Source organism: Citrobacter sp. Ce129, from assembly GCF_030334545.1.
Lineage (GTDB): Bacteria > Pseudomonadota > Gammaproteobacteria > Enterobacterales > Enterobacteriaceae > Citrobacter > Citrobacter europaeus.
Genome location: NZ_JAOWDS010000051.1, coordinates 359,496 through 374,465, shown reverse-complemented (window position 1 = coordinate 374,465; position 14,970 = coordinate 359,496). Strand labels below are relative to the sequence as shown.

At 51.6% G+C, this 14,970-nt stretch carries 11 protein-coding genes; 6 read left to right on the top strand and 5 right to left on the bottom strand.

The genetic code is table 11. The features are described 5' to 3' along the window. Window positions 1-417 precede the first annotated feature (417 nt). Window positions 418-1,512, top strand: a complete 1,095-nt coding sequence (locus tag OGV77_RS03785) for a NapC/NirT family cytochrome c (protein ID WP_043015494.1) — start codon at window positions 418-420, stop codon at window positions 1,510-1,512. A 20-nt stretch (window positions 1,513-1,532) separates the two neighbouring features. Then, window positions 1,533-3,977, top strand: coding sequence for a trimethylamine-N-oxide reductase 2 (locus OGV77_RS03780; protein ID WP_043015495.1), 2,445 nt, complete (start codon window positions 1,533-1,535; stop codon window positions 3,975-3,977). Window positions 3,978-4,045: 68 nt separating this feature from the next. On the opposite strand, the gene OGV77_RS03775 is transcribed toward OGV77_RS03780, so the two are convergent. The 4 genes from OGV77_RS03775 to cusR form a co-directional block, all read right to left on the bottom strand. Then, window positions 4,046-4,849, bottom strand: a complete 804-nt coding sequence (locus OGV77_RS03775) for an MBL fold metallo-hydrolase (protein WP_087051606.1) — start codon at window positions 4,847-4,849, stop codon at window positions 4,046-4,048. Window positions 4,850-4,932: 83 nt separating this feature from the next. Then, window positions 4,933-5,142 carry a PcoE/SilE family metal-binding protein gene (locus OGV77_RS03770; RefSeq protein WP_047412863.1) on the bottom strand — a complete coding sequence of 70 codons (210 nt, stop codon included), beginning with the start codon at window positions 5,140-5,142 and terminating at the stop codon, window positions 4,933-4,935. 123 nt (window positions 5,143-5,265) lie between these two features. Beyond that, entirely contained in the window at window positions 5,266-6,717 is a 1,452-nt protein-coding gene (locus tag OGV77_RS03765) for a Cu(+)/Ag(+) sensor histidine kinase (protein ID WP_087051605.1), read from the bottom strand. Further along, entirely contained in the window at window positions 6,707-7,390 is a 684-nt protein-coding gene (cusR, locus tag OGV77_RS03760) for a copper response regulator transcription factor CusR (protein ID WP_087051604.1), read from the bottom strand. The genes OGV77_RS03765 and cusR overlap by 11 nt, the downstream gene beginning before the upstream one ends. A 195-nt stretch (window positions 7,391-7,585) precedes the next feature. On the opposite strand from cusR, the gene OGV77_RS03755 reads away from it, so the two are divergent. The 4 genes from OGV77_RS03755 (at window position 7,586) to OGV77_RS03740 (ending at window position 13,872) form a co-directional block, all read left to right on the top strand. After that, on the top strand, window positions 7,586-8,968 hold the full coding sequence (locus OGV77_RS03755) for an efflux transporter outer membrane subunit (RefSeq protein ID WP_043015500.1): 1,383 nt from the start codon (window positions 7,586-7,588) through the stop codon (window positions 8,966-8,968). Between the two features lie 32 nt (window positions 8,969-9,000). Then, on the top strand, window positions 9,001-9,348 hold the full coding sequence (gene cusF, locus OGV77_RS03750) for a cation efflux system protein CusF (protein ID WP_043015501.1): 348 nt from the start codon (window positions 9,001-9,003) through the stop codon (window positions 9,346-9,348). A 76-nt stretch (window positions 9,349-9,424) separates the two neighbouring features. Beyond that, window positions 9,425-10,717, top strand: a complete 1,293-nt coding sequence (locus OGV77_RS03745; RefSeq protein WP_087051603.1) for an efflux RND transporter periplasmic adaptor subunit — start codon at window positions 9,425-9,427, stop codon at window positions 10,715-10,717. An 11-nt stretch (window positions 10,718-10,728) separates the two neighbouring features. After that, on the top strand, window positions 10,729-13,872 hold the full coding sequence (locus OGV77_RS03740) for a CusA/CzcA family heavy metal efflux RND transporter (RefSeq protein ID WP_087051602.1): 3,144 nt from the start codon (window positions 10,729-10,731) through the stop codon (window positions 13,870-13,872). A 51-nt stretch (window positions 13,873-13,923) separates the two neighbouring features. On the opposite strand, the gene rclR is transcribed toward OGV77_RS03740, so the two are convergent. After that, complete coding sequence (rclR, locus tag OGV77_RS03735) at window positions 13,924-14,778, bottom strand: reactive chlorine-specific transcriptional regulator RclR (protein ID WP_087051601.1); 855 nt, start codon at window positions 14,776-14,778, stop codon at window positions 13,924-13,926. Between the last annotated feature and the right edge of the window lie 192 nt (window positions 14,779-14,970).

The following is a 14,970-nucleotide window of genomic DNA, read 5'->3' as shown; positions in this document are numbered from 1 at the left end:
TGTGTCGCAAGTCTGCTCATAAATATATATCTGAGCAACACTGCAAGACAGATATCTTCATTAATACGTGTAATCAAAAAACAGAAAAGGGTTCTTTTTTATGTGTTTTCATTATATATTTAATTATATAACGAGTGTCACCAAAGGGTTAATTTCAGCAGCTTTTAACATTTATCAAACTTTTATTCTGATGTTTATTAAATTAATAGTTAATCCAACCTTATACTTGGTTTAAAATTCTGATTTTAAACGAAATTCGATATTTACATTTCGTTCTCATTAATTATGCGAGCCCCTTCAAACTTACCCGCATGCTGATTCTCATTTCCCTCTGTGTTTGATGAATATCAATAAGTAGCCGCGTTAGGATAATTATTGTCTACCCATTAAAGAGTATTCGTCTTGTGGGAATAAAAGATGAGAAAAATAAATAAAACCATCCTCTGGACGATGCTGCTGTCCATTGTTCTTGGGGCTGTTATCGTTTTGGCAGGGCAATGGACCTTGCACAAAACGTCAAGCACGGAATTCTGTTTATCGTGCCATACAATGCAGGCCCCCTATGAGGAATATACCGGTTCGGTTCACTTTCAGAATCAGAAAGGGATTCGTGCAGAGTGCGCGGATTGTCATATCCCGCAAGGCGGACTGGATTATCTGGTGGCTAAACTGCGGGCCTCAAAAGATGTTTATCATCAGTTCATAACCAAAAAAATCGATACCCCGGAAAAATTTGAAGAACACCGTCTGGAGATGGCGCAAACCGTCTGGGCACAGCTCAAGGCGAGTGATTCTGCGACCTGCCGTAGCTGTCACAGCATGGACGCGATGGATCTTGCCGCACAAAGCGCAGATGCGCAGAAAATGCACAAAATGGGCATCGCGGAAAAGCAAACCTGTATTGATTGCCACAAAGGCGTCGCCCATTTCCCACCTGAAGTAAAAATGGATGACAGCGCGCTCAAAGGGCTTGAAGCACAGTCAGCCTCCACTCCTGCCTCGGCAACTGAGCTTTATGCCGTAAGCAACACCGCGCTTGGCGATTTGGGAACCGTTTACCCGGCAACAAAAATGCAAGTCCTGAAATCAACGGACAATACGCGACAGGTCGAGATTCGCGGGAGCCAGATGCAGGGAAGTGAACAGGTCATTTACTACGCGGCAGGACAGCGTTTGATTCTTGCCAGCCTGAGTGAAAAAGGTCAGCAGTCGCTGAAAATCCTCTCCGACTGGAAAAAAGATGATTACGGCAATGCGTGGCGAGATGTGGTACTGCAGGGTGAATGGAGCGGTTCCGCTCTCGCCAGCCGCGAACCCATGTGGGATTACGCACGCAAACTCGACAATGTGTATTGCGCGGGCTGCCATGCGCCAATTCCGGCGAATCATTTTACGCTCAACGCCTGGCCTTCAGTAGCGAAAGGGATGGGCGCTCGCACCAATATCAGTGAAACCGAACTGGATATCCTGAGCCGTTACTTCCAGTACAACGCTAAAGACATGAACAAATAAGCGATAAATCAGGAGAAATCATGAAACTCACAAGACGTGACTTTATCAAGACGGCTGGCGCGGCAACCGGGACAATGGCGATTTCTTCGGTGATCCCAATGCCAGCCTGGGCCGAAGGCCAAAATGGCGGAGCGATTCTGACGGCTGCACGTTGGGGTGCGGTATACGTGGAAGTAAAAGACGGCAAAGTGGTTTCCTCAAAAGGGGCATTGCCGAAAACGGTGCCGAACTCGTTACAGCAAACCGCGCCGGATCAGGTTCATACCAATATCCGCGTTAAATATCCGATGGTGCGCAAAAGCTATCTGGAAAACCCGGGTAAAGCGGATGGTAAACGTGGCAACGATCCTTTCGTGCGAGTGAGCTGGGAGCAGGCGCTGAAGCTCATTCATGAGCAGCATAGCCGGATCCGTAGCAGCTATGGGCCGTCCTCAATATTTGCCGGTTCCTATGGCTGGCGCTCCAGCGGCGTTCTGCATAAGGCGCAAACCTTACTGCAACGCTATATGAGCATGGCCGGTGGCTACGCCGGTCATACCGGAGATTATTCAACTGGGGCGGCGCAGGTGATCATGCCTTATGTCGTGGGATCGGTTGAGGTCTATGAGCAGCAAACCACCTGGCCGATGGTGCTTGAGCACAGTCAGGTCGTGGTGCTGTGGGGGATGAACCCGCTCAACACCCTCAAAATTGCCTGGAGCAGCACGGATGAACAGGGGATTGAATACTTTAATCTGCTGAAAAAATCAGGAAAAAGCGTTATCGCCATCGATCCAATGCGTTCTGAAACCATTGAGTTCTTTGGTGATAATGCCACCTGGATTGCGCCACATATGGGGACCGATGTGGCGATGATGTTAGGGATCGCCCATACGCTGGTGAAGAAAAATCTCCATGACAAAGCCTTCCTGGAAAAATACACCACCGGTTATCCGCAGTTTGAGGAATACTTGCTCGGCAAGAGTGATAAAATAGAGAAAACCGCCGAGTGGGCTTCCGGCGTGTGCGGCGTGCCTGCTGAGCAACTGGAAAAACTGGCGGAAATTTTCTCCAGCAATAAAACCATGCTCATGGCAGGTTGGGGGATTCAGCGCCAGCAATACGGTGAGCAAAAACACTGGATGCTGGTGACTCTGGCGGCGATGCTGGGGCAAATTGGTACCGAAGGCGGCGGCTTTGGATTCTCGTATCATTATTCCAACGGCGGTAACCCAACGCGCACGGGTGGGGTATTGCCAGCAATTTCCGCCAAAATTGAGGGGGGGTCATCAGCGGGTAACGACTGGGCGGTTTCCGATGCGGTAACCAGCCTGCCGGTAGCGCGAATTGTTGAAGCGCTGGAAAACCCAGGCGGTAAATATCAGCATAATGGTAAAGAGCAAACCTTCCCGGATATCAAAATGATCTGGTGGGCAGGCGGTGCTAACTTTACCCATCATCAGGATACTAACCGCTTAATTACAGCCTGGCAGAAGCCTGAACTGGTTGTCATCTCTGAGTGCTACTGGACCGCAGCGGCTAAACACGCTGATATAGTCCTGCCGATCACCACCTCGTTTGAGCGTAACGATCTGACCATGACCGGTGATTACAGTAACCAACACCTGGTGCCGATGAAGCAGGTCATCGCGCCGCAGTTTGAATCCCGCAGCGATTTTGACGTATTTGCCGATCTGGCTGAGATGCTCAAGCCGGGAGGTAAGGCGGTCTACACCGAAGGCAAAGACGAAATGGCGTGGCTGAAGCAGTTCTATGATGCCGCGCAAAAAGCCGCCCGCGCCCAACGTGTCGCTATGCCTCAGTTCAACGCGTTCTGGCAGCAGAATAAACTGATCGAAATGCGTGAGAATGAAAAGAATAACAAATATGTGCGCTACGCGGATTTTCGCAGCGATCCGGTGATGAATGCGCTGGGAACGCCGAGCGGTAAGATAGAAATCTACTCGAAAACGATTGAAGGCTATCAATATAAAGATTGTCCGCCGCATGCGTCATGGATTGAACCCGATGAATGGAAAGGAACTGCGGATAAAGATCAACTGCAACTGCTGACTGCGCACCCTGCGCATCGTCTGCATAGCCAGCTGAACTACGCGTCGCTGCGCAAAGAGTACGCTATTGCCAATCGCGAGCCGGTCACCATTCACCCGGATGACGCGAAAGCCAGAGGGATTGCCGAAGGCGATCTGGTCCGCGTATGGAATGCGCGTGGGCAGGTGCTGGTGGGGGCGCACGTTAGTGACGGCATTAAACCGGGAATTATCTGTATCCATGAAGGTGCATGGCCGGATATTGAAAACGGTATCTGTAAAAATGGCGGCGCGAACGTACTGACGGCAGATATCCCGACTTCGAGGCTGGCTAATGGCTGTGCGGGGAATACCAGCCTGGTATACGCAGAAAAATTCACCGGTGAAGCGCCAAAACTCACCGTCTTTGATGAGCCAGCCATTGTCACTATGTAACGAAGGCTGATAAACGGGAGCCGCGAGGTTCCCGTTTTTTATTGCTGTTTTGGCAATGTTTACTGTCGTTACTCTGCCAGCACAATTACATCTCCCGTTGCCGGGGCGTCAGTTCCCGGTAGCCATAATCGCCCCCACGAACCGGTGCAATGACAGCCGAGTAGTTTTTCGGGTTGCTGTTGCTTAATAAATTGTCGGGTTCGCCATAGCTTAGCGGGGGAGGCGGCACGTAAATGAAATCCACCGACGAGGGCGTAAATTTGATTAATGCCGGTAATGTTCTGGCAATGGCGTACGATATTCTCTATTCCCCGATGCCCGCATCCGGTAATGATGACTAACCCGCGCTCCGATTTATATATCAATACGCCTTCATCGCTGATGTAATCCGGTTGGGGCGTCTCCTTACTAATAACACCATAGGCCTGCGGAGTGGGGACACTGATTTCCCCGGACCACAAAAAGCGCTCGCTGATAGTCAGCGGCTCGCGGGTGTATTCCATGATGAGCCGAGAGTAGTCGTTATCACGCGAGAGTTTTTTTATTTTCCTTGTCGTTCTTGCCAGGGTTATTGAAGCGTACCGCTCGCAGGCTATTTGGGGATGGCAAATGATACGGCTGTTATCCGCAAGCCACGGCACGCCGCCGCAGTGATCGTAATGACCGTGCGACAGTACCACGGCGGTCAATTGCGTCAGGTCTACGCCCATTTGCGCGGCGTTAAGTATGTAGCTGTCGTCCGGCCCGGTATCAAACAGTATGCTGGTGGTTTCATCCTGAACTAACAGACTTAACCCAGGCTTTGCCCGTAATGATTTATCCGCGCCCGCCGCACGCCGGTTTTCAAGCAATACCGTGAGGGTTAAAGCCATACCTGTCTCCAGTATTCAAACGGCATACTGTAATGCATGGCTTTTGAGAGCGCTGTGATCGCAGCGCCCTTTGGCGTTATCCGTTATCGTGTAGAGCTTGCCTGCGCACGGTGTTTTTCCGCCTGCTGCTCATGGGCATAGGAATGAGCATTATTTGTCGACTGATGTACTACCATTGCCTTTTCATGTTCATTCATTTGTGAAAATGATTGTGCATGGGGTGACGTCTCTGCCGCATTAACGCCAGCTGAAATAAAAAACGCGATAGCTAAAAAAGAGGACATCTTATTCATCATATTTCTCCTGTATGGGTTTACGGAAGAAATTATAATTGGCGAGGTCGGTCAGCGGCGTGACTGAATTATGACGGTTGTGTCAGACAACAGGTGATGACATATATCTGTCATCACCCGGAATTATTTCGCGTGCTTGGGCAGCGTCAGAATAAATCGGGTAGCAAGCTGATCGGATGAAACCGAGACTTTTCCCTGATGGGCGATGACGATTGATTTCACTATCGCCAGGCCAATACCGCTGCCTTCGCCTTTGCGCTGTCGCGAAGGGTCTACCCGATAAAATCGGTCAAAGAGCCGGGGGAGATGCTGTGGGGGAATGGGGGGGCCAGGATTTTCCACGATTATCTGCACCTGACTGTCCGCCTCTTTCACCCGTACGGTTACCGACTCGCCTTTTGGCGTATAGCGCATAGCATTTGATAGAAGATTGCTCACCGCCCGGCGTAGCATTAACGGATCGCCCGAAACCCAGCACGCGCGTCCTTCAAAACGTAAGCCGACCTCGCGCTCTTCTGCCCAGGCCTCGAAGAAGTCGAACACTTTACCCACCTCATCAGCCAGATTAAGCGCTGTCTTTTCCGGGATGAGCTGATTGTTATCCGCCTGCGCCAGAAACAGCATGTCGCTGACCATTTTCGACATACGACTAAACTCTTCGAGATTGGAATACAGCACATCTTCCAGCTCTTTTTGGCTGCGGGTCTGGCTGAGCGCAATTTCCGTTTGCGTGACGAGGTTAGTTATTGGCGTGCGGATCTCATGGGCAATATCCGCCGAGAAGTTCGACTGACGTTTAAATACGTCCTCAATGCGCTCGATCATGTGATTAAACGAACTTACCAGCTGTTCCAGTTCAATAGGAACAGCTTGCGGATCGAGGCGCACATCCAAATCTTTTGAGGTGATATTTTGGATGCGGCGACTGACGTTACGGATCGGTTCATGGCCTTTATAGACAGCGAATAGCACGATAAAAACAATCATCATGCTAATCAGTGATGCCGTCATAATCAGTTTGTTTTTCAGGTCGTTAATATAGTGCAGATGAAAATCGATCGATAATGCCAGATACAGCGTATATGCCGGTTTTCCATCGGTAAGCTGCCCTACAGGCAGGCGAATCATTCGCCAGTTAGACGACGTTTTCTGCCCGTGGACATGTCTGGGCGTTTGTAGCGTTGGGCCGGAGATAATAAAAACATCGCTGGCATGGGCATTTTTATCCGGTCTTGCGCTGGAAATAAATTGCCGGAGATCCGGTGCATTGGGCGAATGAAAAATGGCTTTCTGATTACTATCTTCCAGAGAAATAATGACGTTCGAGTAACCCGCTACCACGTTTTTTAGCGTTTCCAGACGGCGTGATTCTGGCTCGTTAGGTTGGTTAATAATCCGCTCCAGCGTGGCGCTGATCTCTTGTAAATCATTGATGTCCTGCTCGGCGAAATGGACCTTTACAGAGTGGATCATTATCCAGGCAAAGGCGAAAAATGACGCGATCGTCGCCAGACTGATAAAAAATGTCAGCCGTGTCGCCAGCGAAAAAGGGCGTCGCCATCGTTTACTGGCCATCAGGAACCTCAAGCATATATCCCACGCCGCGCACGGTCTGGATCAGTTTCGGCTCAAAGTCGTTATCGATTTTGGCGCGCAGACGTTTCACGGCCACGTCGATAGCATTGGTATCGCTGTCAAAATTCATATCCCAGACCTGAGACGCGATCAGCGAGCGGGGTAAAACTTCCCCCTGATGGCGCAGGAAAAACTCAAGCAACGTAAACTCTTTGCTGGTCAGGGTGATGCGCGTACCGCTGCGGGTGACTTTTCTGCTGACCAGATCGACCATTAAATCCGCGACCTGAAACTGGCTCTCGACAATCACCGCCGCACCCCGGCGTAGCAGCGTTCTGACCCGTGCCAGCAGCTCGGCGAAGGCGAACGGTTTAACCAGGTAGTCATCCGCGCCTAATTCCAGACCTTTAACCCGATGTTCAATGGTGCCCAGCGCAGTGAGAAGAAGAATTGGCATCCCTTTGTTCGCGGATCGCAGCATCCGCACGATATCCCAGCCGTTTACATCCGGCAGCATGATGTCGAGTATGAGCAGGTCGTAATCACTGGTCATCGCCAGGTGATACCCGTTCAGGCCGTTATCCGCTAAATCCACGACAAAACCCGCTTCCGTCAGGCCTTTCGTCAGGTATTCACCGGTTTTTTTCTCATCTTCGACTATCAAGAGCTTCATCGCATTCTCCTTCTCGCACTGGTTGTGCGGACTTTCAATTCTAGGGAAGCGGGATCGGATAGCAATCGGTTATTGGGAAAATGACAGTTTTGTCATTTTCCTGTCACCGGTTAAACAGAGTCACTTGGTTAAAGTACAACACTATAAATTCCTACACATTTTAGGGTCATCAGTCCGGTCAGGACGAGAAGAACTATGAGCAAATTTAAGCTTCTTACCCTCAGCGCTGTATTCGTTCTCGCCGGTTGTTCATTGGCGCCGGACTATCAGCGTCCGGCATTGCCGGTGCCGCAGCAATTCTCCTTAAGCCAGAATGCGTTGGTTTCTGCGCCGATGGGATATCAGGATACGGGCTGGCGGACTTTCTTCGTTGACCCCCAGGTAAAGGCGCTGATCGGCGAGGCGCTGATTAATAACCGCGATTTACGTATGGCCGTGCTGAAAGTTCAGGAGGCGAGAGCGCAATATGGCGTCACCGACGCTGACCGCTATCCGCAACTCACGGCAGGCTCCAGCGGCACCTACAGCGGTAAATTGAAAGGCGATAGCAGCACCAACCGCGAATTCGAAGCCGGGCTGAATCTCAGTTTTGATCTGGATTTCTTTGGCAGGCTGAAGAATATGAGTGAAGCCGAGCGACAGAACTTCTTTGCCAGCGAAGAGGCGCGTCGGGCGGTGCATATCTCATTAATCTCCAGCGTGTCACAAAGTTACTTCAATCAGCGTCTGGCTTATGCGCAATTGCAAATTGCCGAAGAAACGCTGCAAAACTATCAGCGCTCATACGCTTTTGTTGAGAAACAGTTGCTGACCGGCAGCACCAACGTACTGGCGCTGGAACAGGCGCGCGGCGTAATTGAAAGCACGCGCAGCGAAATCGCGAAGCGTAAAGGTGAACTGGCGCAAGCAAACAATGCGCTGCAGCTGTTGCTGGGTACGTACGGGAAATTACCCAACGACCAGATGCGCAGCGGCGGGGATATTAAACCGGTAACGCTGCCGCCATCGTTGTCATCGCAAATACTGTTGCAGCGCCCGGATATTTTGGAAGCTGAGCACGGATTAATGGCGGCGAATGCCAATATCGGCGCCGCGCGGGCGGCATTTTTCCCGTCGATTACCCTGACCAGTTCAGTTTCCAGTAGCAGCAGCGATCTCTCCAGCTTATTTAATGCCGCCAGCGGAATGTGGAATTTTGTTCCCAAAATAGATATTCCAATTTTCAATGCCGGGCGTAATCAGTCGAATCTCGACCTCGCCGAAATACGCCAGCAGCAGTCGGTGGTGAATTACGAACAAAAAATTCAGAACGCCTTTAAAGAGGTGGCGGATGCGCTGGTATTGCGCCAAAGCATTGCCGATCAAATTCGCGGTCAGCAGCGTTATCTGACCTCATTGCAAATCACCTTACAGCGCGCCAGAGCGCTTTATCAAAATGGCGCGGTTAGCTATATCGAAGTTCTGGATGCCGAACGTTCCTTATTCGCCACGCAGCAATCACTGCTCGATCTTAATTACGCCCAGCAGGTTAATGAAATTAAGCTGTTTGCTGCCTTAGGCGGCGGTTGGGTGGAGTAATCCTTAATATTAACTTTTCAGGAGCATCAATTATGAATATTACCGCCAAAGCCGTGCTGTTTAGCCTTTTTTCTCTGGTCATGTTTAACGCTCAGGCCAATGAGCATCAGCATGGCGAAATGATGGATATGCAGCCAGCGGCTCAACAGGAACAACTCATTAGCGCCACGGGAGTGATTGAAGCTGTTGATAGGGACAGTAAAAAAATCACGATTAAGCATGACCCTATTCCTGCGGTGAACTGGCCTGCCATGACGATGCGTTTTACGTTGGTTGCCGACACGAAGGCTGATGATATTAAACCCGGCGATAAGGTTGCGTTTACGTTTGTTCAGCAGGGAAATCTCTCTGTATTACGTGATATTCACATCAGTAAATAACGTTCTCGCTGGTCTCTTTTATTCTTACCCGGATTATTCGTAATGCGGGTGAGACTATCGCGCAATGGAAATCACTATGGCGTCTTTAAATATTAAAACTACCGCGCTTATTCTCGCAGGCATGATTGCCGGTGGGGTTATTTCTGTCGGTATTTATACTTATTATTCATCCGCAAAAGCAACGGCTGAAACCGGGCAGGCTGCGCCAAAAGAAGCCAGAAAAGTTTTGTTTTGGTACGACCCCATGTACCCGAACACGCGCTTTGATAAGCCGGGTAAATCGCCATTTATGGATATGGATCTTATCCCGAAATATGCCGATGAAGAGACCGCGAGCGCGTCAGCGCCTGGCGTACGAATCGATCCCACCCAGACCCAGAATTTGGGGCTAAAAACAGAACCTGTGCGCCGTGGGCCGCTGCACTACGCGCAAACTTTCCCGGCTAACGTTAGCTATAACGAATACCAGTTCGTTATTGTCCAGGCACGCTCCGCAGGCTTTATCGAAAAGGTTTACCCGCTCACCGTGGGCGACAAAATTAAGCAAGGCGCGCCGCTTATCGACCTGACGATTCCCGACTGGGTTGAGGCGCAGAGCGAATATTTATTGCTGCGTGAGACCGGCGGTAGCGCGACACAGGTGGAAGGCATTCTGGAGAGGTTACGCCTGGCCGGTATGCCTGAAGCGGATATTCAGCGCTTAAAATCGACGCGTAAAATTCAAACCCGCTTCACCCTGAAAGCCCCCATTGATGGGGTGATCACTGCATTTGATTTGCGTACCGGCATGAACATTTCCAAAGACAACGTGGTCGCGAAAATTCAGGGTATGGACCCGGTATGGGTCAGCGCGTCGATCCCGGAATCTATTGCCTGGCTGATTAAAGACGCCTCGCAATTTAGCATCACTGTGCCAGCCTGGCCGGACAAGACTTTCACCATCAGCAAATGGAATATCTTACCCAGCGTCGATGCCACCACGCGGACGTTGCAGATCCGTTTACAGGTCGAAAACCGCGACGAGGCGCTCAAACCGGGGATGAATGCCTACCTGCAACTGAAAACGCAAAGTAAGCCGATGTTGCTGATCCCGTCTAAAGCGTTAATTGATACGGGTACCGAACAGCGGGTGATTACCGTTGATCATGAAGGTCGATTTGTGCCGAAGCAGGTTGCGGTATTCCATGAATCACAGGGACTAACGGCTATCCGCTCCGGCCTGACGGAAGGCGAGAAGGTGGTGTCCAGCGGTCTGTTCCTGATCGACTCCGAGGCGAATATCTCCGGCGCGCTGGATCGTATGCGCGCCCAGAATAGCGGTGCACAAGACGCAGTCGATAGCCCAGCCCCAGCGGCCCATTCACACTGAGGATATGATAAATGATTGAATGGATTATCCGCCGCTCAGTAGCAAACCGTTTTCTGGTAATGATGGGGGCGCTGTTTCTCAGTATCTGGGGAACCTGGACCATCATCAATACCCCGGTTGATGCGCTGCCCGATCTCTCTGATGTTCAGGTGATCGTCAAAACCAGTTATCCGGGGCAGGCGCCGCAAATCGTTGAGAATCAGGTGACCTACCCGTTAACCACCACCATGCTGTCAGTTCCGGGCGCGAAGACGGTGCGCGGCTTCTCACAGTTTGGCGATTCCTATGTATACGTCATTTTCGAGGATGGCACCGATCCTTACTGGGCGCGCTCGCGCGTGCTGGAGTATCTCAACCAGGTTCAGGGCAAATTACCGGCAGGCGTTAGCGCGGAAATGGGGCCGGACGCCACGGGCGTCGGCTGGATTTTTGAATACGCGCTGGTCGATCGCAGCGGGAAACATGACCTCGCGGAGTTACGTTCTCTGCAGGACTGGTTTTTAAAGTATGAGTTAAAAACGATTCCGAACGTGGCTGAAGTAGCCTCGGTAGGCGGCGTGGTTAAACAGTACCAGGTCGTCATCGACCCGATGAAGCTCACGCAATATGGCATTAGCCTGGCGGAGGTGAAATCTGCGCTGGACACGTCGAATCAGGAAGCGGGCGGTTCGTCAGTTGAGATGGCTGAAGCGGAATACATGGTTCGCGCCAGTGGCTATCTGCAAACGCTTGATGATTTCAATAACATCGTCCTGAAAACAGGGGCCGACGGTGTGCCTGTTTACCTGCACGATGTCGCGCGCGTGCAGATTGGGCCGGAAATGCGCCGTGGGATCGCCGAGCTCAATGGTGAAGGCGAAGTGGCGGGCGGGGTGGTTATCCTGCGTTCCGGTAAAAATGCGCGTGAAGTTATCTCCGCTGTTAAAGCCAAACTCGACACGTTAAAAAGTAGCCTGCCGGAAGGCGTGGAGGTAGTTACAACATACGATCGCAGTCAGCTCATCGATCGCGCCATTGATAACCTGAGCTATAAGCTGCTGGAAGAGTTTATCGTTGTTGCACTGGTGTGCGCTCTGTTTCTGTGGCATTTGCGTTCGGCGCTGGTGGCGATTATTTCCCTGCCGCTGGGGTTGTGTATCGCGTTTATTGTGATGCATTTCCAGGGACTGAACGCCAATATCATGTCGCTTGGGGGAATCGCCATTGCCGTCGGGGCGATGGTCGATGCCGCGATCGTGATGATTGAAAACGCCCATAAGCGGCTGGAAGAGTGGGGGCATCAGCATCCGGATGAAAAACTGGATAACGCAACGCGCTGGAAGGTCATTACCGACGCCTCGGTAGAAGTCGGCCCGGCGTTGTTCATCAGCCTGCTGATTATCACCCTGTCATTTATCCCTATTTTCACGCTTGAGGGGCAAGAGGGGCGACTGTTTGGCCCGCTGGCGTTCACCAAAACATATGCCATGGCAGGCGCGGCGTTTCTGGCCATTGTGGTAATTCCAATCCTGATGGGATTCTGGATCCGTGGCAAGATTCCGGCGGAAAGCAGCAACCCGCTAAACCGCTTCCTGATCCGTATTTACCATCCGCTGCTGTTGAAGGTGCTGCACTGGCCTAAAACTACCCTCCTGGTTGCGGTGCTTTCAATACTGACGGTTATCTACCCGCTGAATAAAGTTGGTGGAGAATTCCTGCCGCAGATTAACGAAGGCGATTTACTGTATATGCCTTCAACCTTGCCAGGAATTTCGGCGGCGCAGGCGGCGGATATGCTGCAAAAAACCGATAAGCTGATCATGACCGTTCCGGAAGTCGCACGCGTGTTTGGTAAAACCGGTAAGGCGGAAACCGCAACGGATTCCGCGCCGCTGGAAATGGTTGAAACGACAATCCAACTGAAGCCGCAGGATCAGTGGCGTCCGGGAATGACGATGGACAAAATCATCGCCGAGCTGGACAAAACCGTGCGCTTGCCGGGGTTGGCGAACCTGTGGGTTCCGCCTATCCGTAACCGTATCGACATGCTCTCTACCGGTATCAAAAGCCCAATTGGCATTAAGGTGTCAGGTAACGTTCTGACTGATATCGACGCCACGGCGGAACAAATCGAAGAGGTGGCCAGAACCGTACCGGGCGTCTCTTCGGCGCTGGCTGAGCGTCTGGTGGGAGGGCGCTATATCAACGTAGACATCAATCGGGAGAAAGCAGCGCGTTATGGTATGACCGTAGGCGCAGTGCAGCTGTTTGTCACCTCAGCGGTGGGGGGCGCGATGGTGGGCGAAACGGTGGAAGGGATTGCTCGTTATCCTATCAATCTGCGCTATGCGCAGAGCTATCGCGATAGCCCAGAAGCGCTGCGTAATCTGCCGATTCTGACGCCCATGAAGCAGCAAATTACGCTGGCAGATGTTGCAGATGTGACGGTAGTTTCTGGTCCGTCAATGTTAAAAACTGAAGATGCGCGACCAACCAGCTGGATTTATATCGACGCCCGCGACCGTGACATGGTTTCGGTGGTGAACGATCTGAAAAAGGCTATTGCTGAAAACGTACAGTTAAAACCGGGGACCAGCGTGGCTTTTTCCGGGCAGTTCGAGCTGCTTGAACGCGCCAGCCATAAGCTCAAACTGATGGTGCCGATGACGCTGATGATTATCCTCGTTCTGCTTTATCTAGCTTTCCGTCGCTTTGGCGAGGCGCTGCTGATTATCACCAGCGTCCCCTTTGCGCTGGTGGGCGGCATCTGGTTTCTCTACTGGATGGGGTTTCATATGTCGGTTGCAACCGGAACCGGGTTTATTGCGCTCGCCGGCGTTGCCGCAGAATTTGGCGTGGTGATGCTGATGTATCTGCGTCACGCCATTGAAGCTGAACCTGCACTGGAAAATCCGCAAACCTTTACCGCTGATAAGCTGGATGAGGCGTTGTATCACGGCGCGGTGCTGCGTGTGCGTCCGAAAGCGATGACCGTGGCGGTAATTATCGCGGGTTTGCTACCTATCTTGTGGGGGACGGGGGCAGGCTCAGAAGTCATGAGCCGTATAGCCGCACCGATGATTGGCGGTATGATCACTGCGCCATTGCTGTCGCTGTTCATTATCCCGGCAGCTTATAAGCTGATGTGGCTGCACAGGCATCGCAGCCAAAAGTAATGCTCTGAAGCGCTCGCCTGCGTCGGTTTGGTCGCCGAAGCAGGCGTAGCTTTATGATTCCAGGGCTTTCACGCGTTTGCGGTACTCGCCCGGCGTGCAGCCAAATTCCCGTAAAAAGACTTTATGGAACGACGATTCGCTGGCGTAGCCTACCGACTCGGCGACGACAATCAAAGGCTGCGACCCGCGTGACAACATCTGGGCGGCGAATTGCAGACGTAAGGTGGTTAACACCGCCAGCGGTGTGGAATTTGACACTTCACGGAATAGCTGTGCGAAGCTGGCCCGCGACATATGTGCCCGTTTTGCCAGCTCTTCAACGGTCCAGGCAAAAGCCGGTGACTCCAGCATCAGGAATACCACGGCCCCCAGTTTGGGATGCAGCAATAAATTCAACACGTTCTGTGCGGGCGTCGCTTGGGTTAGCCACTCGCGAACGGCGAGTGTGAACAGTGTGGCGCATTGTTGGCTACATACTACACTGGAGCCCGGCAGCGCACTCATGGATTCCTGTTGCATCAGTGCGATCATAGCCTTGAGCCAGTGGCTGACGGGGCTGTTTTCATCAGGCGCCAGAACCAGAACTTCCGGCAGCGCAGTTAAAAAGTAACGAGAGGAAGCATGCAGTCGCAGGCTACCGCATACGATATGCGTTTGTTCATCGCCGGACTGGCACAACCGGTGCGCGGAGTTTTGCGGTAGGATAACAAGAATGCCTGGCCGCAGGGTGAATGATGTCCCGTCGGGCATCTCCAGTAGGACCGCTCCCTGAGTAACCGTATGCCAGCGGATAACGGACAACTCTCCCGCCGCGTGTGGCAACTGCCAGTCTCTGCTCAGTAGACAGTTCTGGTCGATCGAGCCTTGCGGGTCGTTAAGCATCAGTAATCGGCTAAGGGTATCCATGAAGACTCCTGAACAGTTTTATTTATTGTTTGTTGAAACGGCATTATCTCTTTAATTAGTTATTATTTTAATACCTTCAAAGTGTTAGTGTGTTTTTTCATTCTATAAACGTTAGTCATCTTTAATGATGATTTAGACGATTTGACAGTTAATCGCGCGTTATGGATACGTTGTTTTGTCAGGGCTCAACCT